Genomic DNA, 22,749 nt, shown 5'->3' with positions numbered 1-22,749 from the left:
TGCCTCGCAGGCCCGGACGCTCTCCATGACCAGACGCTAGTCCGCCCCCGGGCAAAGCGGTAGGGCACGGACGGGTGGGCCGGTCCCGCGCGGCCGGGACCCGGGTCCTGACGCGGGGTCGGACGCCGGACCGGTGCCGGCACCGAGGGCCGGTGGCCGGCGTCGCCGGGTCGCGGCCACGACGGCCACCGCCCGCACGACCACGCCGGCGTCCTCGAGGGCGCGCTGCGCCTCGCGGACCGTGGCGCCGGTGGTGAGGACGTCGTCGCACACGACCACGCTCACCACACCCCCGGCCCGCGCCAGGGCGGCCCGCGCCGGGGCGCGCACGACCATCGAGCCCCGCCGGTTGCCGGCCCTCGCCGCGGTGTCCAGCCCGGCCTGGTCGGCGACCGCGCCGTGCTGCTCGAGCATCTCGCGCACGGCGATCCGCGCCGTCGACGGCGACGTGCGCCGCAGCGAGCGCGCGGCCCGGCGCGTCATCCGCAGGACCGGGTCGTGGCCCCGTCCGCGGACCACCCCCGCCCGCGACGGGACCGGCACCAGCAGCGTGGTGCCCACAGGGTCCAGCGTCGGCGCGGCGGCCAGGGCCAGCGCCGCGGCCAGCGGCCCCAGCAGGGCGTACGCCGCGTGCTCCTTGTGGGCGACGACGGCGGCGCGCAGCAGGTCGGCGTACTCCCCGGCGGCGAAGCAGCGCACCAGTCCCTCGGGGCACGGCGTGGGCCGCACCTCGCGGGCCCGGTCGGGCAGCTGGGCCGCGCAGGCCCGGCACAGGGAGCGGCCCGGCGCCGCGCACCCCACGCACTCACCGCCGTGGACCAGGTCGAGCCAGTCGTCGCGCACGCCCCCAGGGTGCGACCCGACCGGCTCCCGGCCAACGGCCCTCGGTGCGGCTGTGGACGGACGCCTCAGTCGGCGTACGCCGCGGCGACCACGCGCGTGGTCGTGCGGGGCCAGGTGCCGCCGGAGCTGAGCGTGAACAGGCGCTGGTCGGGCGTGACCAGGCGCAGCGGCGTGGCGCCGTCCGGGGAGACCACCAGCGACTGCGCGGCGCCGCGGAAGGTGCTGGGCACCGTGACCGTGGCCGGCAGCGGCGAGCCGTCGTAGGGCACCAGGTCGACCACGCTGGTCTCCGCCGTCGGGCGCAGCAGCACCGCCAGGGTCGCCGGGTCGCGCCACCCCAGGTCGACGATGCGGGGTCCGTCCCCGACCACGATGGTGTGCGAGCGCCCCGCCCCGGAGACCGCCCCCTCGTCGGTGCGCAGCAGGTCGGTGACGCGGACCGCGGGCGCCGGGCTGCCGGCGTACGCCACGGCCATCCGGGCGCCGTCGCGGGCCACCGAGAAGGCCACCACGTCGGCCCCGGTCACGCCGGGCACCCGGACCTCGCGCACCCGCCCGCCACTGACCACGAGCACCCGCGCCCCGCGGCTGGTGCGATCGACGAGCCACAGGTCGCCGAACACGTCGTAGGAGGGCCGCAGCACGTCGGTGCCGTCCACCACCACCTGGCGCACCCGGCCCGGGGCCCCGTCCTCGGCCGGGGCGACGAAGACCGCACGACCGTCCTGGGAGACCGCGGCGACGGTGCGCGTGGCACCACCCTCGCGCTGCCCGTCCGCCTGGTCCGTGCGGGGCACCGAGCCCACCGCCAGGCTGCGCAGCGCGTAGCCGCCGCGTCCCAGCGGCCCCGGCACCGTCCGGTCGCCGCCCGAGAGGTCGTCCACCCGACCGCCCCGCAGGCCCCACAGGGCCCGGGAGCCGGCGGGCCCGGCCGCGTCGTACTGCCGCCCGACGGTGACGGGTGCGTCGACCCGACCGCCCGGCAGCGGCACGGGCGTGCCGCCCACGGTCAGCCGGACGCGCAGGATGCCGGGCACCTGGCCGAGCGTCCGGGCCAGCTGGTCCACGGCCCGGGAGAGCTCCCCGGGGTCGAGCTGGAGCACCTCGCGCGAGAGCGGCACCTCGGCGATCCCGCTCTCGGTGACCACCACCGACAGGTCGAGCCCCGTGCCCGCGGGCAGGGCGCTGCGGGTCACGTCGGCCAGGCCGGGCCCCGGCCCGGCCAGCAGCCCGCGCGCCAGGTTGGTCGCGGACTGCTCGCCGCGCGGGATGAAGACCGGGTCGGGCAGCAGCGCCCGGCCGGTCTGGTCGAAGAAGTAGAGGTCGAAGCGCGCGAACGTGCGGTCGAAGAAGGACGTCGGCACGACGAGGGCGTCGGGCGGGTTGTCGATGCGCCACTGCCCGCGCTCGGAGACCAGGTCCAGGCGCAGCCGCTGCGTGCGGCCCGGGCGGTCGCCGACCCACCCGCCCCGGGCGTCGAGCCGCCGGGTGTCGGCCAGGCGCACGTCGGTGCCGTCGGCCGTGGTGTCCACGCTGAAGGCCTCGTAGACCAACGTCTGGCGGTTGGGCTGCCAGGTCGTGCGCGCCTGGGTGGAGAGGAACTGGCGGGCCACCGAGGTGCTCAGCGGGTTGGCCTGCATCGCCAGCATGAAGCCCGAGACGATCGCGGAGGGATCGGCGTCCTGGGCGGGCCCCGGCGGGTTGAAGTACGGCGCGTCGCGGGGCAGCGTGGTCTCGTCGGCGCGCTGGCGGTGGACCGGCCCGGCCTCGGGCAGCGCGCTGCACCCGGCGACGAGCACGACCAGGGCCAGCAGCCAGGTCAGCGGGACCACCGTCCGGGGTCGCGCGCTCACGAGACCTCCTCCGGCACGGACGGGGCGCGGGGGCCGCGCTCGCGCAGGTCCTCGGGGACCAGCGGCAGCGGGCTGTGGGTCAACGGGTCGCCCGCCCGACGGGGCAGGGTCAGCCGGAACTGCGCGCCGCCGCCGGGGGTCCCCCACGCCTGCAGCCAGCCCCCGTGGAGCCGCGCGTCCTCCCGGGCGATGGCCAGGCCGAGCCCGGTGCCGCCGGTCGTGCGGGCCCGGGCCGGGTCGCCGCGCCAGAACCGGTTGAAGACCATCGCCGACTGGCCCGGCTCCAGGCCGACGCCGCGGTCGCGCACCGTCAGGGCGGTGGCGCCCGCGTCGCTGGCCAGCCGCAGCACCACGTCGGTGCCGTCGGCGTGGTCGATGGCGTTGGTGACCAGGTTGCGCAGCACCCGCTCGACCCGGCGGGCGTCGGCCTCGGCGAGGAACGCGCCCTCGTCGACCACCCGCACCCGCACCCCGCGCTGGCGGGCCATCGGCGCGGTCGCGTTGACCACCCGCTGGGCGATGTCGCCGAGGTTGACGTCGTCGAGCTCGAGGACGGCGGCACCGGCGTCGAACCTGCTGATCTCCAGCAGGTCGGCCAGCAGGCTCTCGAACCGGTCGAGCTCCTTCTGCAGCAGCTCGGCCGCGCGGGCGGTGACGGGGTCGAAGTCGGCCCGCGCGTCGTGCAGCACGTCACCGGCCATCCGCACCGTGGTCAGGGGGGTGCGCAGCTCGTGGGAGACGTCGGAGACGAAGGTGCGCTGCACGCGGCTGAGCTCGGTGAGCTTGCGGATCTGCGACTGCAGCGCCTCGGCCATCTGGTTGAACGACGAGGCCAGCCGGGCGATGTCGTCCTCGCCCGAGACGTGCATCCGCTCCTCCAGGCGTCCCGAGGCGATCCGCTCGGCGACCCGGCGGGCCAGGCGCACGGGCGTGATCACCTGGCGGGTGACCAGCAGGGCCACGCCGGCGATCATCACGAGCAGCAGCAGGCCGGCGTACAGCAGGACCTGGCGGAGCAGCACCAGCGTGCGCTGCTCCTCCCCCATCGGGAACAGGTAGTAGAGGGCGTAGCTGCCCCCGTCGGAGGGCAGCACCACCGTGGAGCCCACGGCGACACCCGGCTGCGACGCGCGCGCCGCCGACGACGCGCCGGTCGGCTCGTAGCGGATCCGGGTGTAGGTCCACGACAGGCCGTTCTCCTCCCCACCGACGACCGAGCGGCGCAGGTTCGCCGGGACGCTCGCGGGGTCCACGGCCGGGGTGGTTCGTACGCCGCCCTCCGCGGCCGCCCCGCCCTCGACGGGGCCGACCACCACGACCTCGAAGCCCTTGACCTCGCCCCGGGCGACCAGGTTCTCCACCAGCAGCCGGAGCTGGCTGTCGGGGTCGAAGTCGTTGCCGCCGGCGGACCCGAGCCGCTCCCGCGCGGTGGCGGTCTCGGTGCGCGCCTCGGCGATGGAGGCCTCCACCCGCCCCTTGACCAGGCCGTCGGTGATCTGGCGCATCACCATCCACCCGGCCGAGCCGACGACCAGGGCGGTCAGCACCACGATGGCGGTGACCACGCGGGTGCGCAGGGACCGGCGCCAGAAGCCGAGCGCCTCGGCGGGACCGCGACGCAGCTGCGTCACGACCCGGCGAGCCCGCCCGCTCGCCGCCGGGCCGGGCTCAGGCGGTGACGACTGGCTCACCGGCGGTGCCCGCCTTGTAGCCGACGCCGCGGACGGTCACCACGATGGTGGGGTTCTCGGGGTCGGCCTCGATCTTGGCGCGCAGCCGCTGGACGTGCACGTTGACCAGCCGGGTGTCGGCCGCGTGGCGGTAGCCCCAGACCTGCTCGAGCAGCACCTCGCGGGTGAACACCTTGCGCGGGTTCTGGGCCAGGCAGACCAGCAGGTCGAACTCGAGGGGGGTCAGCCCGATGGCGACGCCGTGCCGCGACACCTCGTGGCCGGCGACGTCGATGACCAGGTCGCCGATCTGGAGGTCCTCGGGCGTGGGGACCTCGAAGCGCCGGACCCGCGCGCGGATGCGGGCGACGAGCTCCTTGGGCTTGAACGGCTTCGCGACGTAGTCGTCGGCCCCGGACTCGAGGCCGACGACCACGTCGACGGTGTCGCTCTTGGCGGTGAGCATGACGATCGGCACACCGGACTCGGTGCGGATCTCACGGCACACCTCGATGCCGCCCTTGCCGGGCAGCATCAGGTCGAGCAGGACGACGTCGGGCCGGAAGGACCGGAACGCCGTCAGCGCCTCGTCACCGCGGGTGACGATCAGGCTGGCGAACCCCTCCGTGCGCAGGACGAGCGTGAGCATCTCGGCCAGGGCCGCGTCGTCGTCGACGACGAGGACCCGGGGCCGATCGCCCGACTCTGCCTGCGGCACGGAGAGAGACCGCGACTCAGTAGCGGTAGTGCTCGGACTTGTAGGGGCCCTCGGCGGGGATCCCCAGGTAGGCGGCCTGCGCGTCGCTCAGCGTGGTCAGCTTGACCCCGAGGGCGTCCAGGTGCAGCCGGGCGACCTCCTCGTCGAGGTGCTTGGGCAGCACGTAGACGCCGGTGGGGTACTCCTCGGTCTTGGTGAAGATCTCGATCTGTGCGAGCACCTGGTTGGTGAAGGAGTTCGACATCACGAAGGAGGGGTGGCCAGTGGCGTTGCCCAGGTTCATCAGGCGGCCCTCGGAGAGCACGATGATGGCCTTGCCGTCGGGGAACGTCCACAGGTCGACCTGCGGCTTGACGTTCTTGCGGACCGCCACGCCGTCGGCCTCGAGGCCGGCCATGTCGATCTCGTTGTCGAAGTGACCGATGTTGCCGATGATCGCGTTGTGCTTCATCGCCTTCATGTGGTCGATCGTCACGACGTCCTTGTTGCCGGTCGAGGTGATGATGATGTCGGCGTACGGAAGGACGTTCTCGAGCACGTCGACCTGGTAGCCGTCCATGGCCGCCTGGAGCGCGCAGATCGGGTCGATCTCGGTGACGATGACGCGGGCACCCTGGCCGCGCAGCGACTCGGCGCAGCCCTTGCCCACGTCGCCGTAGCCGGCGACGACGGCGACCTTGCCGCCGATCAGGACGTCGGTGGCGCGGTTGAGGCCGTCGATGAGCGAGTGGCGGCAGCCGTACTTGTTGTCGAACTTCGACTTGGTGACCGAGTCGTTGACGTTGATCGCCGGGAAGAGCAGCGAGCCGTCGCGCATCATCTCGTAGAGACGGTGCACGCCGGTGGTGGTCTCCTCGGTAACGCCCTTGATCGAGTTGGCGATCGGGCCCCAGTGGTCCTTGCTCGCGGCGAGCTGGGCGTTCAGCACCTCGAACACGATGCGCTGCTCGGTGCTGCCCGCGGTGGCGGGGTCGGGCGCGGTGCCGGTCTTCTCGGCCTGGACGCCGAGGTGCACCAGCATCGTGGCGTCACCGCCGTCGTCGAGGATCATGTTGGGAAGCGCGTCGCCGGGCCAGTCCAGGATCCGCTGGGTGCACTCCCAGTACTCCTCCAGGGTCTCGCCCTTCCAGGCGAAGACGGGGACGCCCTGGGGGTCCTCCGGGGTGCCCTCACGACCGACGACGACCGCCGCGGCGGCGTGGTCCTGGGTGGAGAAGATGTTGCACGAGGCCCAGCGGACCTCGGCGCCGAGGTCGACGAGGGTCTCGATGAGCACCGCGGTCTGGGTGGTCATGTGCAGCGAGCCGGCGATGCGGGCGCCGGCGAGCGGCTTGTCGGTGCCGTAGCGCGTGCGCATGGCCATCAGGCCGGGCATCTCGTGCTCGGCGAGCTCGATCTCGGTGCGGCCGTAGTCGGCCAGGGTCAGATCAGCGACCTTGAAGTCCATGAAGAGTTCCTTCAGTAGTGGAGTGACGAGCGGGTTCGTGGGCGCGCGGGTGGACAGCGCGGCGTCTGACCACGATCTCGTGCGAAAGGCGCACCCCCCAGTCTAGGTGGTGTGCCCCGGAAGTTCACGTCGCAGGCGTCGTGGCGGGTCCGACGGGCGTGGGACCGCGCTGCAGGTCGGGCTCGAGGTAGATCACGCGCGCCGAGGGCTCCGCGGCCCGGACCGCCTCCTCGGCGGCGTCGATGGCCCGGGCGACGTCGGCGGCCGAGTCGGTGGCGGTGACCGCGATCTTCGCCGCCACGAGCAGCTCCTCCGGCCCCAGGTGCATGGTCTTCATGTGGATGACCCCGTCGATGCCGTCGGTGCCCACGAGCGCGTCGTGGACCCGGCGCTGCGCCTCGGGGGTCGCGGCCTCGCCCAGCAGCAGGCTCTTGGTCTCCAGGGCGAGCACCACCGCGACGGCCACCAGCAGCAGGCCGATCAGCGCCGTGCCGGCCACGTCGAAGTACGGGTTCTCGGTGATCAGAGTCAGGCCGACGCCGAGCAGCGCGAAGGCCAGGCCGGTCAGGGCCGCGAAGTCCTCGAGCAGGATCACGGGCAGCTCCGGGGCCTTGGCCCGCCGCACGTAGCTGACCAGGGAGAGCTGGCCGCGCTCCTTGCCGGCCTCGCGGACGGCGGTGCGGAAGCTGAACCCCTCCATCACGATGGCCGCGCCGAGCACCACCAGCGGCACCCACCACCAGCGGCCGTCGAGCTCGCCCAGGTCACCCGGGTGCAGCTGCACCTCGTGGAACTTGTGGTACGCCTCGTAGAGCGCGAACAGGCCACCGACGCTGAACAGCACGATGCTGACGATGAAGCCGTAGATGTAGCGCTCGCGGCCGTAGCCGAAGGGGTGCTCCGGCGTCGCCCCCTTGCGCGCCTTGCGTCCCCCCAGCAGCAGCAGGAGCTGGTTGCCCGAGTCCGCCACCGAGTGGATGGCCTCGGCCAGCATCGAGGACGACTGGGTGAGTGCGAACGCGAGGAACTTGGTCGCCGCGATGCCGGTGTTGGCCAGCAACGCGGCCAGGACCGCCTTGGTGCCACCTTCGTGAGCCATGCGGCGCAGGCTATCGGCACCCGGCGCCGGTCACGACCGGCCCGGAGGGGTCAGCCGTCCAGGCCCACCCGGAGGTACGCCGCGGCGTAGGTCCCGGTCGCGAGCAGCGCGGCGTAGCGGGCGACGTCGCCGTCGGCCGCGCCGGTGGCGCACGAGACCCTCTCGACCCTGACGCCGCGGGACTCCGCCGCCTCGACGAGCCGGGCCCGGGTGTGCTGCGCGGCCGGCTCGTCGGCCCCGTCGTCGAGCAGGACCAGCACCGGACGGCGCTCGGCGGTCGCGCCGTCGGCGTACGGGTCGGCGAAGGGGTCGGCGAACACGTCGGCCGGCGCGGTGGCCTCCAGCACCGGCAGCAGGTGCTCGGCGTCGGCGGCCAGGGCGGTGCGCCCGGTGACGCGGCGGAGGTACTCCGCGACCCGGCGACCGGCGCGGGCGGCGAGGACGGTGCCGCCCCACAGGACCGGGTTGTCCTCGCCGATGCCGATGGCCAGGATCTTGGCCGGGTTGACCGCGATGTCGCGGTGCGGGCTGCAGGCCACGGCGACCTCGTCGAGCGCGTCGGCGACGGCGGCGGGATCGGTCGCCGGCCCCAGGTGCGCCCGGTCGAGCAGGTCCAGCACGCTCACGGCGACGGCGAGCTGGTCGCCGGTCTGGGTCGGGAGCAGCGTGGTGTAGCGGCCGGCGGCGTGCTCGGCGACCAGGGAGTGCTCGGGGGCCGCGACCACCAGCTGGCACCCGCGGCGCACGGCCTCGGCCACGGCGGCCGCGGTCGCGACGTCGTCGCCCTGGGGCGCGAGCACGACCACGAGGTCCAGGCTGCCGGCCCAGCCGGGGAGGCCGGCGCCGGGCCAGGCCACGAACGGCACCGGGCACACCGGCTCCAGCACGGCGCGCAGCAGGCGCGAGTCGGGACCGGCCGCCACGACGGCGCGGGGCTGGTCGGCGAGCCGGGTGCTGGCCTCGGCGACCGCCTCGGCCGCGGCCGAGGCCTCGCGGCGCACGCGGGCACCGCTCTCGGCGATGGGGCGCAGCAGCGCGTCGGCGCGCTCGAGCGCGACCGGGTCGTCGAGCAGACCGTCGTCGAACGTCATGGTGGGCTCAGGCCGGCTTGCGGGCCTCGGTGACCAGCAGGACCGGGATGTCGTCGCGCACGGGGTAGGCCAGACCGCACCCGGCGCAGACCAGCTCGCTGGCCGCCTCGTCCACGGCCAGGGACGAGCGGCACGCGGGGCACACGACCACGTCGAGCAGGTTGCTGTCGAGGTTCATCGGTCGCTCCTTCGGATCACGGCGAGCACGTCGTCACGCACCTGGGTCATGGTCGCGTCGTCGCGTCCCTCGGCGTTCAGGCGCAGCAGGGGCTCGGTGTTCGACGCCCGGACATTGAACCACCAGTCCTCGTGGCTCACCGTCAGGCCGTCGAGGTGGTCGACCTCGACCCCGGGGCGGCTCCCCCAGTCCTGCTCGAGCTCGGCGACGATCGCCGCCTGGTCGGCGACCTCGGAGTTGATCTCCCCGCTCGCGACGTGGCGGGCGTACGGCGCCAGCACCTGCGAGAGCGGCTGGTCGGACTCGGCCAGCGCGGCCAGGGCGTGCAGCGCGGCCAGCATCCCGGAGTCGGCGCGCCAGAAGTCGCGGAAGTAGAAGTGGCCCGAGTGCTCGCCACCGAAGATCGCGCCGGTCTCGGCCATCCGGGCCTTGATGAAGGAGTGCCCGACCCGCGTGCGCACCGGCTCACCGCCCAGCTCACGCACGATCTCGGGGACGCCGCGCGAGGTGATCAGGTTGTGGATGATCACCGCGCCCGGCTCCTTGGCCAGCTCGCGCGCGGCGATCAGGCCGGTCAGCGTGCTGGGGCTGACCAGCTCGCCGCGCTCGTCCACCAGGAAGCAGCGGTCGGCGTCGCCGTCGAAGGCCAGTCCGATGTCGGCCCCGACCTCACGCACGCGGGCCTGGAGGTCGACCAGGTTGGCCGGCTCGATCGGGTTGGCCTCGTGGTTGGGGAAGGTGCCGTCGAGCTCGAAGTACATCGCGTCCACGTCGACCGCGACCTGGCCCAGGACGGTGGGGGCGGTGTGCCCGGCCATGCCGTTGCCGGCGTCGACGACGACCTTGAGCCGGCGCCCCTGCACGGGCGCGAGGCCGAGCAGGTGGGCGGCGTAGTCGGCGAGCACGTCGCGCTCCACGATCTCGCCGGGGGTCGGCGCGGTGTGCACCGTGCCCGCCGCCACCAGGTCGCGGATCTCGGCCAGGCCGGTCTCCATCCCGACCGGCGCGGCCTGGGCACGGCACATCTTGATCCCGTTGTACTGCGCCGGGTTGTGGCTGGCGGTGAACATCGCGCCCGGTCGGCCCAGGTGGCCCGAGGCGAAGTAGAGCTGGTCGGTGCTGGCCAGGCCGATCAGCGTCACGCCGGCGCCGGCGGTGGCCGCACCCTCGGCGAACGCGCGCGCCATGCCGGGCGAGGACGGCCGCATGTCGTGGCCCACCACGACGTCGGCGGCCCCGGTGACCTGGACGAAGGCGTTGCCCACGGCGCGGGCGAGCACCTCGTCCACCTGGTCCGGGACGGTGCCGCGGACGTCGTAGGCCTTGAAGGTCGCGGAGAGGCTGGCGGCGTCGGTGGTCGACTGGTCGGACATGGACAGGACCCTAGCGGGATCCGGCGGCCCACCCGGTGGGCCCGGAGTCAGTCCCGAGTCGGTCCGGAGTCAGTCCAGGCTGCGCAGGGACCTGAGATGGCCGCGCCGGACTCCCTCGCCGGAGGCGGTGGCGGGCGCCTCCTCGGACGCGTCCGAGCGGTCGATCAGGCCCGGCGGGTCGTCGTACGCCGGACGGGGCGAGCGTCGCGCCGGACCCGCGGCCGAGGCACCGGCCTGACCGACCGGCTGACGGGCGGGACCGCGTCCCTCGGGCTGCGCCGTCCGGGGCTGGTCCGTCCGGGGCTGGTCCGGTCGGGGTTGGGCGGCCTCGCGCACCGCGTCGGCCAGCGCGAGCAGGTCGTCGGAGGTGGGGCCGGGGTCCCGGTCGGCGGCGAGCCGGAGGACCTCCCAGCCGCGCGGGGCGGAGAGGCGCTCGCTGTGCAGGTCGCACAGGTCGTAGGCGTGCGGCTCGGCGTACGACGCGAGCGGGCCGACCACGGCCGTCTGGTCGGCGTAGACGTAGGTGAGGGTCGTCGTCGCAGGACGACCGCACGCGGTGCGCGAACAACGACGGAGGAGACCCACGGCCGCGACGCTACAGCTCTCCCGGGCTCGCGGACCGTAGGCTCGCGGTCGTGAACGAGCGACCCGAGGACCACCCGCTGCTCACCACCGCGTCCGCCGACCGTCCGGAGACCCGGCACGAGGCGGCACCCGGGCGTCGCCGGGGCGTCGACCGCGACCGACGCGGTCGCGGCATGCGGGGGCCGGCCTTCGGACCCGACGGTCCGCACGGCCGGGTCCCGGCCCACCTCTCGCGGCGCGAGCGGTTCGACCGGGTGGCGCTGGAGGTGCTGGCCGACATCGAGCCGCACTGGCCCGACGAGCTGGCCGACCTCGAGCTCGCCGTGGAGGACATCCCGGTGCTGCCGCAGACGTGGCTGTCACCGTGCGTCCCGCTCGCCGCCCTGGTGGCCGGCACGGCGACGACGCCGGCGCGGCTGGTGCTCTACCGCCGTCCGATCGAGCACCGCGCGGAGACCACGCTCGACCTCGAGGCGCTGGTCCTCACCGTGGTGGTCGAGCAGCTCGCGGAGTTCCTCGGCGTGCCCGCCGAGGACGTCCACCCAGACTACGAGGAGTAGCCGAGGCGGACCTGCTCACCGGCGGTCGGTCAGACGGCGCGCTTCTTGAGCTTGCGACGCTCCCGCTCCGACAGCCCGCCCCAGATCCCGAAGCGCTCGTCGTTCTCGAGGGCGTACTCCAGGCAGTCCTGGCGCACGTCGCAGGTGAGGCAGACCTTCTTCGCCTCCCTGGTCGAGCCGCCCTTCTCGGGGAAGAACGCCTCCGGGTCGGTCTGGGCGCAGAGTCCGCGCTCCTGCCACCCCGGACCCTCCCCGTCGATGGTCCCGATGTCATCGAGTAAGTACAGTTCGCGCACGTGGTTGCCCCTCTTCGACCCTGCGATCCTGACGGACCGAGTTGCTCATCACACTGGTGTGATTACATGCCTGTCGTACCGCTCCCGTCAAGCCGAACGGTGGTATTGGCCGGACCTGGTGGACACTGGCGCCCATGTCGAACGATGCGTTTGCGCAGATGACGGCGCGAGTCCCCGGGCCGCTGTCCCGCACCCACCTCCCCGCCCGTGTGACGGTCCTCTCGGGCGGCGTCGGCGGCGCCCGCTTCCTGCGGGGTGTCCTGGAGCTCGTGCGCCGCACCGGATCCGACACCGAGGTCACCGTCGTGGCCAACACCGCGGACGACCTGTGGGTGCACGGCCTCAAGGTCTGCCCCGACCTGGACACGGTCATGTACACCCTCGGCGACGGCATCGACCCCGAGCGCGGCTGGGGTCGCCGGGACGAGACCTGGCACGCGGGCGAGGAGCTCGCGGCGTACGGCGTGGAGCCGACGTGGTTCGGCCTGGGTGACCGCGACATCGCCACCCACCTGGTGCGCACGCAGATGCTCGACGCCGGCTACCCGCTCAGCGCCGTGACCGCGGCCCTGTGCCGGCGCTGGGAGCCGGGCGTCACGCTGCTGCCGATGACCGACGACCGCGTCGAGACCCACGTCGTCATCGACGACCCCCACGACGGGGAGCGGCGCGCGGTGCACTTCCAGGAGTACTGGGTGCGTCACCGCGCCGAGGTCCCCGCCCACGGCGTGGTGGTGATCGGCCTGGACGAGGCCACCCCGGGTCCGGGCGTCGTCGAGGCGCTGACCGAGACCGACCTGGTCCTGGTGCCGCCCGCACCGCCGACGCCAAGGCCGAGGGCGCCAGCCTGGCCTCGCTCGGCGTCTCCGCCTCCGCGGCGAAGTGCGAGCCGGTGAAGAAGGAGAAGGCCACCGGCAACAACCAGCACCTCAACCCCGGCACCAAGATCCCCTACAAGGACGCTCCCCCGTCCTCGGGTCCCCACTGGGGCAACTTCCTCGGCGGAGGCCGGGGACCAGCTGCCGGAGCCGATCTGGTTGAACGTCCGCAGCGACGCCGGGACCGATCGGGGGGCCAGGAACCCGTGGGCCCCGTTGCCGGGGAACACCCGCATCGCGCCCGTGGCGGTCCGCCCGGCCAGGTCGGGGCGTCGGTCGCCCGTCACGTCCCCGACCGGGGCCAGGTAGGTGAAGGTCTTCCAGCCGGTGGCCATCGTCACCGGCGCCGCGAAGGAGCCGTCGCCGCGACCGGCCCGGAACACCAGGGTGCCGCCGGAGGCCTCCCGGGTGATCAGGTCGCCGTTGCCGTCGCCGTTCCAGTCGCCCACGCCCATCACCTGGGTGGCACCCGGCACCTTGAGGGTGCTCGCCCGTGCGGGAAGCAGGTTGCGCAGGCCGTTGTGCGGCAGCACCACGAGGTCGTCACCGCCGGCGGCGACCCCCACGAGGTCGGCCTGGGCGGACCCGGCCACCGGGGCGGCCGTCAGGGAGGTGAGGCCCACCGTGCCCTGGAACCAGCCCAGGACGTCGCCGAACCGGCCCCCGCCGGCACCGCTGAGGATCGCGCTGTCGCCGCTGGTGGAACGGATCACCAGGTCGCCGGTGCCGTCGCCGGTCAGGTCACCGGCACCGCCGGCGATCGAGGCCACCTTCGGGCCCATGTCGCGGACCCGGGTGCCGGCGCCGAGCGCACCGGTGCTGGTCGAGGGGTAGACCGTGAGCCACCCGTCGCGGCCCAGGGCGGCGACGTCGGGGCGACCGTCACCGGTCAGGTCACCGGCCACCGCCGTCGAGCGGACACCGCTCCAGCGCGAGCTGAGCAGCCGGGGCGTGCCGAACAGCCCGGCCCCCTTGCCCGGGACCAGCCACAGCTTCCCGGCGGTGTCGCTCATCAGCACGTCGGCGCGACCGTCGCGGTTCCAGTCGCCGGCCGCCACGACCGCGGTGGCCGTGCGGAAGGCGCTGGTGGCGTTGGTCCCGGGGACGGCCACGTGGCCCTGCCCGTCGCCGACGTAGACGCGGGTGCTGCCGTCCTTGGCCAGCCGGGCGAGCACGTCGCCCCTGCCGTCGCCGGTGACGTCGCCGACCGCGCTGACCAGGTTCATCGTCGACCAGTGCGCCGGGGTCGTCACCGGAGCGGTGTAACCGACCTGTCCGCCCATCGGCACGACCCGGACCAGCCCGTCAGAGGTGCGCTGCAGCACCAGGTCGGGGTGGGTGGTGCCGGTGAGGCTGCTGACCTTGGGGAAGGCGATGCCCGTGCTCTGCGCCGACCAGGCGATCGGCTTCTGCGTGGGCGAGGTCATGGGCGACGTCGCGGTGGGGGCGGGCGTCGGGGTCGGGGTGGGAGTCGGGGTCGGGGTGGGGACCGAGGTCACCGGCGCGCCGTCCTGGTACTTCTGCGCCAGGGTCCGGATGTAGGGGATCTTGGCGTAGAGGTACTGGCCCGGGCACGCGGTCTGGCCGACGTCGCGGTGGCCGTTGATGGCGTTGAGGTAGCGGTCCTTGACCCACAGGTGCGTGGCGTCGGCGCGGATGCCGTAGAGCGACAGCTTCCAGGCGTAGAGCCGGGCGTAGGCGTCCAGGACCGCCTGCGAGGGCGCGGTGATGTCGTAGTTGCCGATGGCCGACATCGCGAAGGAGACCTCGTTGTAGCCCAGGGTGTGCGCCCCGATGACGGCCTTGGTGATCCCGCCCCAGCGACCCTCCCAGATCCGGCCGAAGCGGTCGACGAGGTAGTTGTAGCCGATGTCGCGCCAGCCGCGCGACTGGGTGTGGTACGCGTAGATGCCGCGCAGCAGGGCGGGCACCTGGTCGGCGGTGTAGTTGTTGGCGTTGACCGTGTGGTGGATGAAGCCGGCCTCGACGGTGCCGTAGCCCGGGCTCGACTGGTCGCGCAGGCTCTCGTTGGCGCCCCACTCCGCGCGGGTGTAGATCCGCGGCATCGGGACCGCGCGTCGAGCGGCCCGGGTCACCGCGCTGAGCGCCACCGTGTCGGCGGCGGGGGCGGCGGTGTCACCCGAGGCGGCCGGCTGCGCGGCCGAGGGGGTGGCGGACGGTGACCCGGGCTGGCTCGAGGGCTGGCTGGTGCCGGCGCCGGTCGGGGCCGAGCCGTCCTGCGCAGATCCGGGCTGAGTCGATCCGGGCTGGGTCGGGGCGGCGGCTCGCGTGCGGCCCGTGCCCGGGTCGATGACGGCGAGCTTCAGGTCGGGCGGGATGCTCCCGTCGGTGGTCTCGGCGCGCATCTGCACCTGGTCGACGGAGCCGACGACCAGCGCGTCGGTGCCGGGACGCGAGTGCGGCCCCAGGTCGGCCGAGCCGGCGTCGGGGCCGTCCTCCTCGTCGTGGGACAGGGTGCTCCACCCCGACCAGGCGGTGTGGTCCTGCCGGGTCCGGACCTGGACCAGCAGCGACTGGCCCGGGTAGGCCTCCGCGCTCTGCTTCCAGGTGACGCCGACGGTGGCGTAGCCGGTCACGCGCTGGGGTGCCGAGCGGGCCACCAGGGTGTGCGGGGCGGTGCGGCTCGACGGGGCCGGGTGCGACCGGGCGCTGGGTGACGGCGTACGCCGGGCGGCCGGGAGCGGCGCGACGGAGACCTCGCGCACCTTCGGGGTCACGGGGGCGACGTCGACCCGGGCCGCGGGGCCGGTGCTCGCGGGCGCCGGGGCGGAGGGCGTCGGGGCGGTCGACGTCGGCGCGGCGGGCACCGGGGCCGCCCCGAGCGGCGCCTGGCCGGACTGGGGCGAGCGGGCTCCGAGCGCACCGGTCACACCGGTGGCGCTGGTGTCGACGCCGGGGGTCGGGACGATGTCCAGGGTCTTCACGCCGGCGGCGGAGATGCCCACGACGAGAACGGCACCCGTGACCAGCGACTGCTGGCACAGGGTGACGTAGCGGGCACGGCTGAAACGCATCAAGGCACTCCGAGTGAGGCGGGAAGTAATTCACACGAGTACCAAGTTTCACACCAGTTACATATGCCCCGTCCAGCGAAATGACCGAATTACAAACCTGTAATTGATAAACGACACCGGTGTCATTCTTTCGAATTCCACCGGTGTCGTTTACGTGAATTCACGCAATGCTGCAGGTCGGAGCCCTAGACGTCGGCGCCGATCTCCTCGTCGGCCGTGGCCTCGTCGGTGCCCTCGTCGTCGTCGTACTGCAGGTAGCGGATGCCGCCGTCGACGCTGCCGCCCTCGACCATCTTGGAGTCGTAGTTGAGGTGGCCGGACTCGAGCACCAGGACCCGGTCGCACATCGCCTTGACCGAGGCCGTGGCGTGGCTGACGTAGAAGATCGTGGTGCCCTGGGCCCGGATCTCCTGCATCTTGGCCATGCACTTCTTCTTGAACGGCCGGTCCCCCACCGCCAGCACCTCGTCGGCCAGGAACACGTCGGCGTCGACGTGCACGGCGATCGAGAAGCCGAGCCGGGCGTACATCCCCGAGGAGTAGTGCGAGACCGGGATGTCGAGGAACTTGCCGATGCCGGCGAACTCCACGATCTCCTCGAACTTGCCGTTGGTCTCGTTCTCGCTCATGCCGAGGATCGCGGCGTTGAGGTAGAGGTTCTCCCGACCGGTCATCTGCGGGTGGAAGCCGGCGCCGGTGGCGATCAGGCCGGCGACGCGACCGCGGGTGCGGACCTGGCCGGAGTCGGGGCGCATGACGCCGTTGATCACCTTGAGCAGCGTGCTCTTGCCGGAGCCGTTGAGCCCCATCAGGCCCACCGACTCCCCCTGCTCGACCTCGAAGGACACGTCGTTGACGGCCTGGAAGGTCTCGCTGTTGGGCAAACGGCGGGCCGCCGCGACGGCGATCTGCTTCAGGGTGCGGTTGTACTGCATGGTGAACGTCTTGGTCACGTGGTCGACCTGGATGGAGACCGTCATCAGAGCCGCTCCGGGAACTTCGCCTCGGCCTTGGTGAAGAAGCGCTGCGAGAGCCACAGCAGCAGCGCGCACACCACGAAGGTGATCAGGCCGCGCTCGTAGAGGTCGGGCGGGAAGCTGCGACCGGTGATCGTGGACTTGTCCTCGATCAGGGGGTACCAGAACATCCGCTGGAGCAGGATCACCGCCTGGGTGACCGGGTTGGCCATGTAGACCTGGTAGACCCACGGGTGGTTCAGGCCCAGCTCCCACACCTTCTCGAACGGGTACATCATCGGGACCAGGAAGTGCATGAAGGTCAAGATCGTGGCCACGATGTTCTGGAAGTCGCGGTAGAAGACGTTGATGGCGGAGAAGAACAGCGCCAGCGCCATCGAGAACGTCACCAGGATCGCGACGCCGAGCGCGCCGGCGGCCACCGCGGAGAAGGTCAGGTGCCACCCGACGAACAGGCAGCAGATCAGCAGCACCAGCACCTGCGGGATGGTGTGGTACGCCGCCACGACGGCCGCGGAGACCGGGAACAGCTCGCGCGGCATCCGCATCTTCTGGACCAGGCCCTTGTTGTTCCAGATCGAGCGCGTGCCGCCGTTCCAGGTCTCCCCGAAGTAGTGCACGGCGACCATGCCCGCGAACAGGTGGAGCGCGAAGTACGGCGTCCCCCGGTGCAGGTTGATGATCACACCCATCACGATGTAGTAGACGCCGAAGCGCATCGCGGGCTGGACGTAGGACCACAGCAGCCCCAGCACCGAGGCGGCGTACATGGCCGCGAGCTGGCGCTGCACGAGCAGCTTGAGGACGTAGCGCTGCTGGAAGACCTCCATCAGGCCGCCGACCGGCGCCGGGTCGATCAGCTCGGCCTGGACGTCGCGCTGCTGACGCTCGCCGCTGGCCTCGACGACCGGCATCGAGTCGGCGTGGTTGGCCAGCAGCCGCCGCGCGCGCTTGCGCGGGTCGGCCGGGGCGGGCTTGGCCCGGCTGGGCACCTGGACGGTCTCGCGCTTCATGGCTTTCACTGCTGCTCCCGTGCTGAGGCCTCGAAGGTCTTCTCCCACACCTGTGGCGAGGTGATGTCCCCCAGCTGCTCACGGTACTGCTGGGCCAGTCGCGGCCACTCGCGGTGCAGCCGTTGGTGCATCTCGACCGTGCGCCTCATCAGGTTCCGGAACTGCTCGGGGTCGCGGTGGCGCCAGGCCGCGCTGCCACCGTCGGGCATGGAGACCACGGCCGAGTCGAACTGCGACACGATCCACCAGGGCGCGTCCAGGGCGGCCAGGCGGGCCTCGGGGAACTCGTCGGCCAGCGGCCGCTTGGGCAGCAGCTGACGCACGCCGCTGGACAGGGCCGCCGCGATGAAGCCGACCTTGCCCTTGGCCTCCGTCGGGTCCTGGCCCTTCTTGGGCGGCTTGGCCAGGCGGGCCGGGGGGAACGCCTCGGGGTCGGCGGAGGTCTGCGCGTCGACGTGCTGCACGCGCAGGGCGCGCAGCTGCGGCAGCTTCGTGCCGAGCTCCTCGTGGAGCTGCTGCGGCCCCGCCAGGACGTCCTCGAGCGCCTGGTGGCGCAGCTCCGCGGTGGAGTACTCCATCGCGAACAGGTGCTTGACCTGGTGGTTGAAGCTCTCCAGCACCATCCGCCCACCGTGCTCGTACGGCGAGTGCAGGAGCGCCGCGACGAACCGGTTGCGCTGGTGGAAGTAGGACTGCCAGTCGACCGCGTCGTTCTTGTCGGTCCACGGCACGTGCCACACGGCCGCACCGGGCAGGGTGACGGTCGGGTAGCCGGCCGCCTGGGCGCGCAGGCCGTACTCCGAGTCGTCCCACTTGATGAACAGCGGCAGGCTCAGGCCGATGTCGCGCAGCACCCGGGTCGGGATCAGGCACATGAACCAGCCGTTGAAGTCCACGTCGATGCGGCGGTGCAGCCAGCGGCTGGAGCGCAGGTTGCGCTCGCCGAAGTCCCAGTCGTTGTTGACCGACTGCGGCGACTGCCACCAGAAGCGGTAGCGCTGCACGATCTCGCCGAAGCTGTGCAGCCGCGACTTGGCGTAGAGGCTGAACATGTGGCCGCCCACGATCGTGGGCCGGCGGCACAGGTCGCCGAACGTGACCGCGCGCACGATGCTCTCGGGCTCGCAGACCACGTCGTCGTCCATGCACATCATGTACGTCGACCGGTCGGCCCGCAGCGTCTCCAGCTGGGCGCGGGCGTAGCCGCCGGACCCGCCGAGGTTGCCCTGCTCGATGATCCGCAGGCGCTCGCCCAGCGCCTCCAGCGCGGCCGGGAAGCCCGGGTCGTCCGCGACCTTCTGGGTGCCCTGCTCGGCGAGCACCACCTCGTCGAGGACCTCGCGCACGTCGGCGTCCTCGCCGATCTGGGTCAGCAGCTCGGAGCAGAAGTCGGGCCGGTTCATCGTGGTGATGCCGATGGTGACCGTGCCCGGCTGCACGCGGTCCGCGGGGACCTCGCTGGTCCAGGCGGCCTCGTCGAGGAGGACTCCCCCGTCGCCGGCGATCAGGTCGAACCAGTACCACCCGCCGTCGGCGAAGGTGGCCAGCGACAGGTCGAAGGTGAAGCTCTGGGAGCCCTCGCCGTCGACCTGCTGGTCGTCCACCCGCTGGGCGCGGCCGTCGGGCATCGAGCGGTAGACGATCACCCGGGAGCCGGCCCCGGTGACGGTGACCTCGAGGCGCACGGTCTCGACCACGGTCCACCGGCGCCAGTAGCTGGCCGGGAAGGCGTTGAAGTAGGTGCCGAGGGAGACCCGGTCGTTGGCCTCGACGCGGTAGCTGCGACGCGAGACCACGGCATGCGGGTCGGGCTGGACCTCGGCGTTGGGCATGGCCGGGGGGATCCGGCTCTTCTGCTTCGCGGTCAGACCGGTGGTGTTGGTGTCGAGCTGGGGGCGGTCCGGGTCGACGTACAGCGGGAGGACGTCGGTGTCGCGCGAGGTCGGGAAGACCACCCGCTGGAGGACGCGCCGGTGCACCGCGGCGTCCTGGTGGTCCATCTGCGTGGTCTCACTCATCGACGCCTCCGGAGGTCAGCGCGGCGCCCTCGGCGAAGTGGGGCCGGATCTTGTTGTCGAACATCGACAGGGCGGAGCCGATGGCCATGTGCATGTCGAGGTACTGGTAGGTGCCCAGGCGGCCGCCGAAGAGCACCATCGGCTCGGCCTTGGCCAGCTCGCGGTAGCGCTTGAGCTTCTCGCGGTCCTCGGCGGTGTTGACCGGGTAGTAGGGCTCGTCGCCCTCCTCGGCGAAGCGGGAGTACTCGTGCACGACGATCGTCTTGCCCGGCAGGTAGGTGCGCTCGGGGTGCAGGTGCTTGAACTCCAGCGTGCGGGTGAAGGGGAGGTCCTCGTCGTTGGCGTTGACGACCCCCGTCCCCTGGAAGTCGTCGACGTCGAGGGTCTCGGCCTCCAGGTCGATGGTGCGCCACGACAGGCGCCCCTCGGAGTTGCCGAAGTACTCGTCGACCGGGCCGGTGTAGACGACCGGCACCTTCCCGGCGTACTCGTCCCGGACGTCGAGGAAGTCCACGCCCGTGCGCACCTCGATGCCCGGGTGGTCGGCCATCCGGGTCAGCCAGGCGGTGTAGCCGTCGACGGGCAGGCCCTCGTAGGTGTCGTTGAAGTAGCGGTTGTCGAAGGTGTAGCGGACCGGCAGCCGGGTGATGATGTCCGCGCTCAGCTGCGTGGGGTCGGTCTGCCACTGCTTGGCGGTGTAGCCCTTGACGAACGCCTCGTAGAGCGGGCGCCCGATCAGGCTGATCGCCTTCTCCTCGAGGTTGCGCGCCTCGGCGGTGTCGATCTCGCTGGCCTGCTCCGCGATCAGGGCGCGGGCCTCGTCGGGGGTGTGGCTGCGGCCGAAGAACTGGTTGATCAGCCCGAGGTTCATCGGGAAGGAGTAGACCTGCCCCTGGTACTTGGCGAACACGCGGTGCTGGTAGTTCGTGAACGCGGTGAACCGGTTGACGTACTCCCACACGCGGGTGTTGGAGGTGTGGAACAGGTGGGTGCCGTACTTGTGCACCTCGATCCCGGTCTCCTCGTCGAACTCGGAGTAGGCGTTGCCACCGAGGTGGTCACGCCGCTCGAGGACCAGGACCCGGAGGCCCAGCTCGGTGGCGGCGCGCTCGGCCAGGGTGAGCCCGAAGAAGCCGGACCCCACGATCACCAGGTCGGGTGCGTTCGCGTCGTTCAACGAGGACTCATTTCCGGGCAGGAGACAGGGCAGGGCCACTCCGGCCCCGACCGATCCTAACCGCGAGCCGCGCCGGATCGGTTCGCCAACAGGCGCCGGTAGGCGACCTTTCTCACGCCCACGGGCACCAGCCGGTAGCCCCCGCGGACGGCGACGTTGCGCGCGTACTGGCGCCGGGTGGTCAGGCCCAGGCGGCGGAACCGGCCCTGGAGCGCGAGCTCCGAGCGCAGCAGGGCGAGCCCGCCGCGACGGGCGTAGGCGCCCTCGCCGACCCGGTAGTGGACCAGCGGCTCGGCGATGTTCGCCGGCACCGCTCCCCCGGCGACCATCCGCGTGAACAGCAGGTAGTCCTCCATCAGGGCCATGTCCGTGTAGCCGCCGGCGGCCAGGACGGCACTGCGCCGGTAGACCACGGTGGGGTGGTTGAAGGGGTCGCGGAAGCGGATCACGCGGCGGATCTCGTCGGGGTCGGTCGGCGGCGTACGACGGCCCACGACGTCCTCGACGGACTCCCCGAACTCCCACAGCCCGGACCCCACGATGTCGGCGCCGGCCTCGATGAACGGCAGCTGCCGCTCGAACCGGTCGGGGACGCTGAGGTCGTCGGCGTCCATCCGGGCCACCACCTCGTGCTCGCACGCGGCCAGGCCGGCGTCCAGCGCCGGCCCCAGGCCCACGTTGGCGGGCATCTCGACGTGGGTGACCGGGACGGGGCTCTCGCGGACCAGGCCGGCGATCTCCTCGGCCAGCTCGACCGGGACGGGCCCGTCCTGCACCAGTACCACCTGGGCGGGCCGGCGGGTCTGGTCGTGCACGGTGGAGCGGAACGCGTCGCACAGGTGGTGCGGCGAGTCGCCCGCCCAGGTGCTGACCAGCAGCGAGAACGGCTGGCCCGCGGGCAGTCGGCGGTCGCGGCCGGTGCGCGGCGACCACCCCGCCTCCTGGAGCACGGTGGCGTTGGGGCGCGGGGGCCGACGGGCGCCGTCGCGCAGCCCGGTGACCAACCCGCGGCGCAGGGTGGGGCGGTCCGCGGACCCGGCCCAGGTGCGGACCCAGCGCCGCAGCGTCGCGCCGCCGTAGAGCACCTTCTCGTCCGCGCGCAGGCCGTGGGACCGGGTGAACAGCCAGACCTTGTTGCGCACCTCGTAGTAGAACCGCTCCCCCGGGTCGGCGTCGGTGGAGCCGAAGACGCGGGTCTTGTGGACCACCACGCTCGCCGGCACGTGGAGACCGGCCCGACCCCGCAGCAGGCGGGTGGTGTACTCGAAGTCGTCGTTCCACAAGAAGTAGTCCGCCAGCGGCAGACCGCGGGCCCGCACCGTGGCGGCGTCGCACACGATCGAGACGAAGCTGGCCGAGCGGATCGGCACCGCCCCGACCCGGGCGGCCGCGCGCCGCTCGGCCCGCGTCGCCCCGGGCTTGGGGCGCGGGGTGTTCATCGGGTGGTCGCGCCCGTCGGTCCACACCACCCGGCTGGCCAGCACCGCGGGCCGCCGGCCCCCGGGATCGTGCTCGGTCCAGGCCGCGACCAGGGCCGAGAGGGCCGTGGGCGTGGGGACGGTGTCGTCGTCGAGCAGCCAGACCAGGTCCGGGTCGTGGGTCAGGGCCTGCTCGACCCCGACGGCGAACCCGCCGGCCCCGCCGGTGTTGCGGGTCAGGGTGACCACGTCGAGGTTCCCGCCAGCGCCGGCACCGGACGGGCCGGACGGGTCGCTCGGGGCCGTCAGCGCCGCCAGCACCTGGTCCGTGCCGTCGTCGGAGGCGTTGTCGACCACCACCACGGCGACCGGGGGGTGGTCCTGGGCCGCCAGCGCGGCCAGTGACTCCTGGAGCAGCACCCGTCGGTTCCAGGTCACCACGACCGCGACGACCCGGGCCCCGCGGTCCGCGGGGCCCGCCGGGGGCGCGCTCGGCCCGGTCGGTTCTGACACGTCGGGC

The 22,749-nt window shown here is 72.9% G+C and carries 18 protein-coding genes and 1 pseudogene; 2 read left to right on the top strand and 17 right to left on the bottom strand.

Annotated features, from left to right (window positions below):
* Positions 1–36 precede the first annotated feature (36 nt).
* From ACYVDA_RS05370 to ACYVDA_RS05325, 10 genes are all read right to left on the bottom strand, one after another.
* Positions 37–843 carry a ComF family protein gene (locus ACYVDA_RS05370; protein ID WP_460815725.1) on the bottom strand — a complete coding sequence of 269 codons (807 nt, stop codon included), beginning with the start codon at positions 841–843 and terminating at the stop codon, positions 37–39.
* 65 nt (positions 844–908) lie between these two features.
* Positions 909–2,696 (bottom strand): LpqB family beta-propeller domain-containing protein, encoded by a 1,788-nt coding sequence (locus ACYVDA_RS05365; protein ID WP_460815723.1) that lies wholly within the window; start codon positions 2,694–2,696, stop codon positions 909–911.
* Positions 2,693–4,327: an MtrAB system histidine kinase MtrB gene (gene mtrB, locus ACYVDA_RS05360; protein ID WP_460815721.1), complete on the bottom strand. Its 1,635-nt coding sequence runs from the start codon at positions 4,325–4,327 to the stop codon at positions 2,693–2,695. Before mtrB ends, ACYVDA_RS05365 begins: the two co-directional genes overlap by 4 nt.
* A gap of 37 nt (positions 4,328–4,364) precedes the next feature.
* Positions 4,365–5,084: an MtrAB system response regulator MtrA gene (gene mtrA / locus ACYVDA_RS05355; RefSeq protein ID WP_460815717.1), complete on the bottom strand. Its 720-nt coding sequence runs from the start codon at positions 5,082–5,084 to the stop codon at positions 4,365–4,367.
* Between the two features lie 16 nt (positions 5,085–5,100).
* Positions 5,101–6,531 carry an adenosylhomocysteinase gene (ahcY, locus tag ACYVDA_RS05350; RefSeq protein WP_460815715.1) on the bottom strand — a complete coding sequence of 477 codons (1,431 nt, stop codon included), beginning with the start codon at positions 6,529–6,531 and terminating at the stop codon, positions 5,101–5,103.
* 124 nt (positions 6,532–6,655) lie between these two features.
* A complete protein-coding gene (locus tag ACYVDA_RS05345) occupies positions 6,656–7,630 on the bottom strand; it encodes a cation diffusion facilitator family transporter (RefSeq protein ID WP_460815713.1) in 975 nt (324 codons plus the stop codon).
* A gap of 50 nt (positions 7,631–7,680) precedes the next feature.
* Positions 7,681–8,721: a phosphoheptose isomerase family protein gene (locus tag ACYVDA_RS05340; RefSeq protein WP_460815709.1), complete on the bottom strand. Its 1,041-nt coding sequence runs from the start codon at positions 8,719–8,721 to the stop codon at positions 7,681–7,683.
* Positions 8,722–8,728: 7 nt separating this feature from the next.
* Entirely contained in the window at positions 8,729–8,899 is a 171-nt protein-coding gene (locus ACYVDA_RS05335) for a Trm112 family protein (protein WP_460815706.1), read from the bottom strand.
* The gene (locus ACYVDA_RS05330; protein WP_460815704.1) at positions 8,896–10,272 is read right to left on the bottom strand and encodes a phosphomannomutase/phosphoglucomutase; all 1,377 of its coding nucleotides are present in this window, start codon (positions 10,270–10,272) and stop codon (positions 8,896–8,898) included. The genes ACYVDA_RS05335 and ACYVDA_RS05330 overlap by 4 nt, the downstream gene beginning before the upstream one ends.
* Positions 10,273–10,341: 69 nt before the next feature.
* Complete coding sequence (locus ACYVDA_RS05325; RefSeq protein ID WP_460815702.1) at positions 10,342–10,857, bottom strand: DUF3499 domain-containing protein; 516 nt, start codon at positions 10,855–10,857, stop codon at positions 10,342–10,344.
* Between the two features lie 50 nt (positions 10,858–10,907).
* Between ACYVDA_RS05325 and ACYVDA_RS05320 the strand changes: the two genes are divergently transcribed.
* On the top strand, positions 10,908–11,417 hold the full coding sequence (locus ACYVDA_RS05320; protein ID WP_460815700.1) for a metallopeptidase family protein: 510 nt from the start codon (positions 10,908–10,910) through the stop codon (positions 11,415–11,417).
* 29 nt (positions 11,418–11,446) lie between these two features.
* Here the strand turns inward: ACYVDA_RS05320 and ACYVDA_RS05315 are convergent, their stop codons facing one another.
* Positions 11,447–11,704 (bottom strand): WhiB family transcriptional regulator, encoded by a 258-nt coding sequence (locus tag ACYVDA_RS05315; RefSeq protein ID WP_460816119.1) that lies wholly within the window; start codon positions 11,702–11,704, stop codon positions 11,447–11,449.
* Between the two features lie 143 nt (positions 11,705–11,847).
* Here ACYVDA_RS05315 and cofD point away from each other — a divergent pair, with 143 nt between their 5' ends.
* The gene (gene cofD / locus ACYVDA_RS05310) at positions 11,848–12,609 is read left to right on the top strand and encodes a 2-phospho-L-lactate transferase (protein ID WP_460815697.1); all 762 of its coding nucleotides are present in this window, start codon (positions 11,848–11,850) and stop codon (positions 12,607–12,609) included.
* Positions 12,610–13,310: 701 nt separating this feature from the next.
* Here the strand turns inward: cofD and ACYVDA_RS05305 are convergent.
* The 6 genes and pseudogenes from ACYVDA_RS05305 to ACYVDA_RS05280 all read right to left on the bottom strand — a co-directional run.
* Positions 13,311–14,657 (bottom strand): annotated as a pseudogene (locus ACYVDA_RS05305) (FG-GAP-like repeat-containing protein); the annotation flags it as partial.
* Between the two features lie 1,154 nt (positions 14,658–15,811).
* The gene (locus ACYVDA_RS05300; protein WP_460815694.1) at positions 15,812–16,606 is read right to left on the bottom strand and encodes an ABC transporter ATP-binding protein; all 795 of its coding nucleotides are present in this window, start codon (positions 16,604–16,606) and stop codon (positions 15,812–15,814) included.
* Complete coding sequence (locus tag ACYVDA_RS05295; RefSeq protein WP_460815692.1) at positions 16,606–17,616, bottom strand: ABC transporter permease; 1,011 nt, start codon at positions 17,614–17,616, stop codon at positions 16,606–16,608. Before ACYVDA_RS05295 ends, ACYVDA_RS05300 begins: the two co-directional genes overlap by 1 nt.
* Positions 17,617–17,621: 5 nt before the next feature.
* On the bottom strand, positions 17,622–19,634 hold the full coding sequence (locus ACYVDA_RS05290) for a glycosyltransferase (RefSeq protein WP_460815690.1): 2,013 nt from the start codon (positions 19,632–19,634) through the stop codon (positions 17,622–17,624).
* Positions 19,627–20,811: a UDP-galactopyranose mutase gene (gene glf / locus ACYVDA_RS05285; protein WP_460815687.1), complete on the bottom strand. Its 1,185-nt coding sequence runs from the start codon at positions 20,809–20,811 to the stop codon at positions 19,627–19,629. The genes ACYVDA_RS05290 and glf overlap by 8 nt, the downstream gene beginning before the upstream one ends.
* A gap of 56 nt (positions 20,812–20,867) precedes the next feature.
* Positions 20,868–22,742, bottom strand: coding sequence for a glycosyltransferase (locus ACYVDA_RS05280; RefSeq protein WP_460815685.1), 1,875 nt, complete (start codon positions 22,740–22,742; stop codon positions 20,868–20,870).
* Positions 22,743–22,749: the final 7 nt, after the last annotated feature.

The sequence above is a fragment of the Nocardioides korecus genome (genome assembly GCF_054778395.1).
The sequence above is the reverse complement of the archived record's forward strand: the minus strand, read 5'-3'. Positions and strand labels throughout refer to the sequence as shown.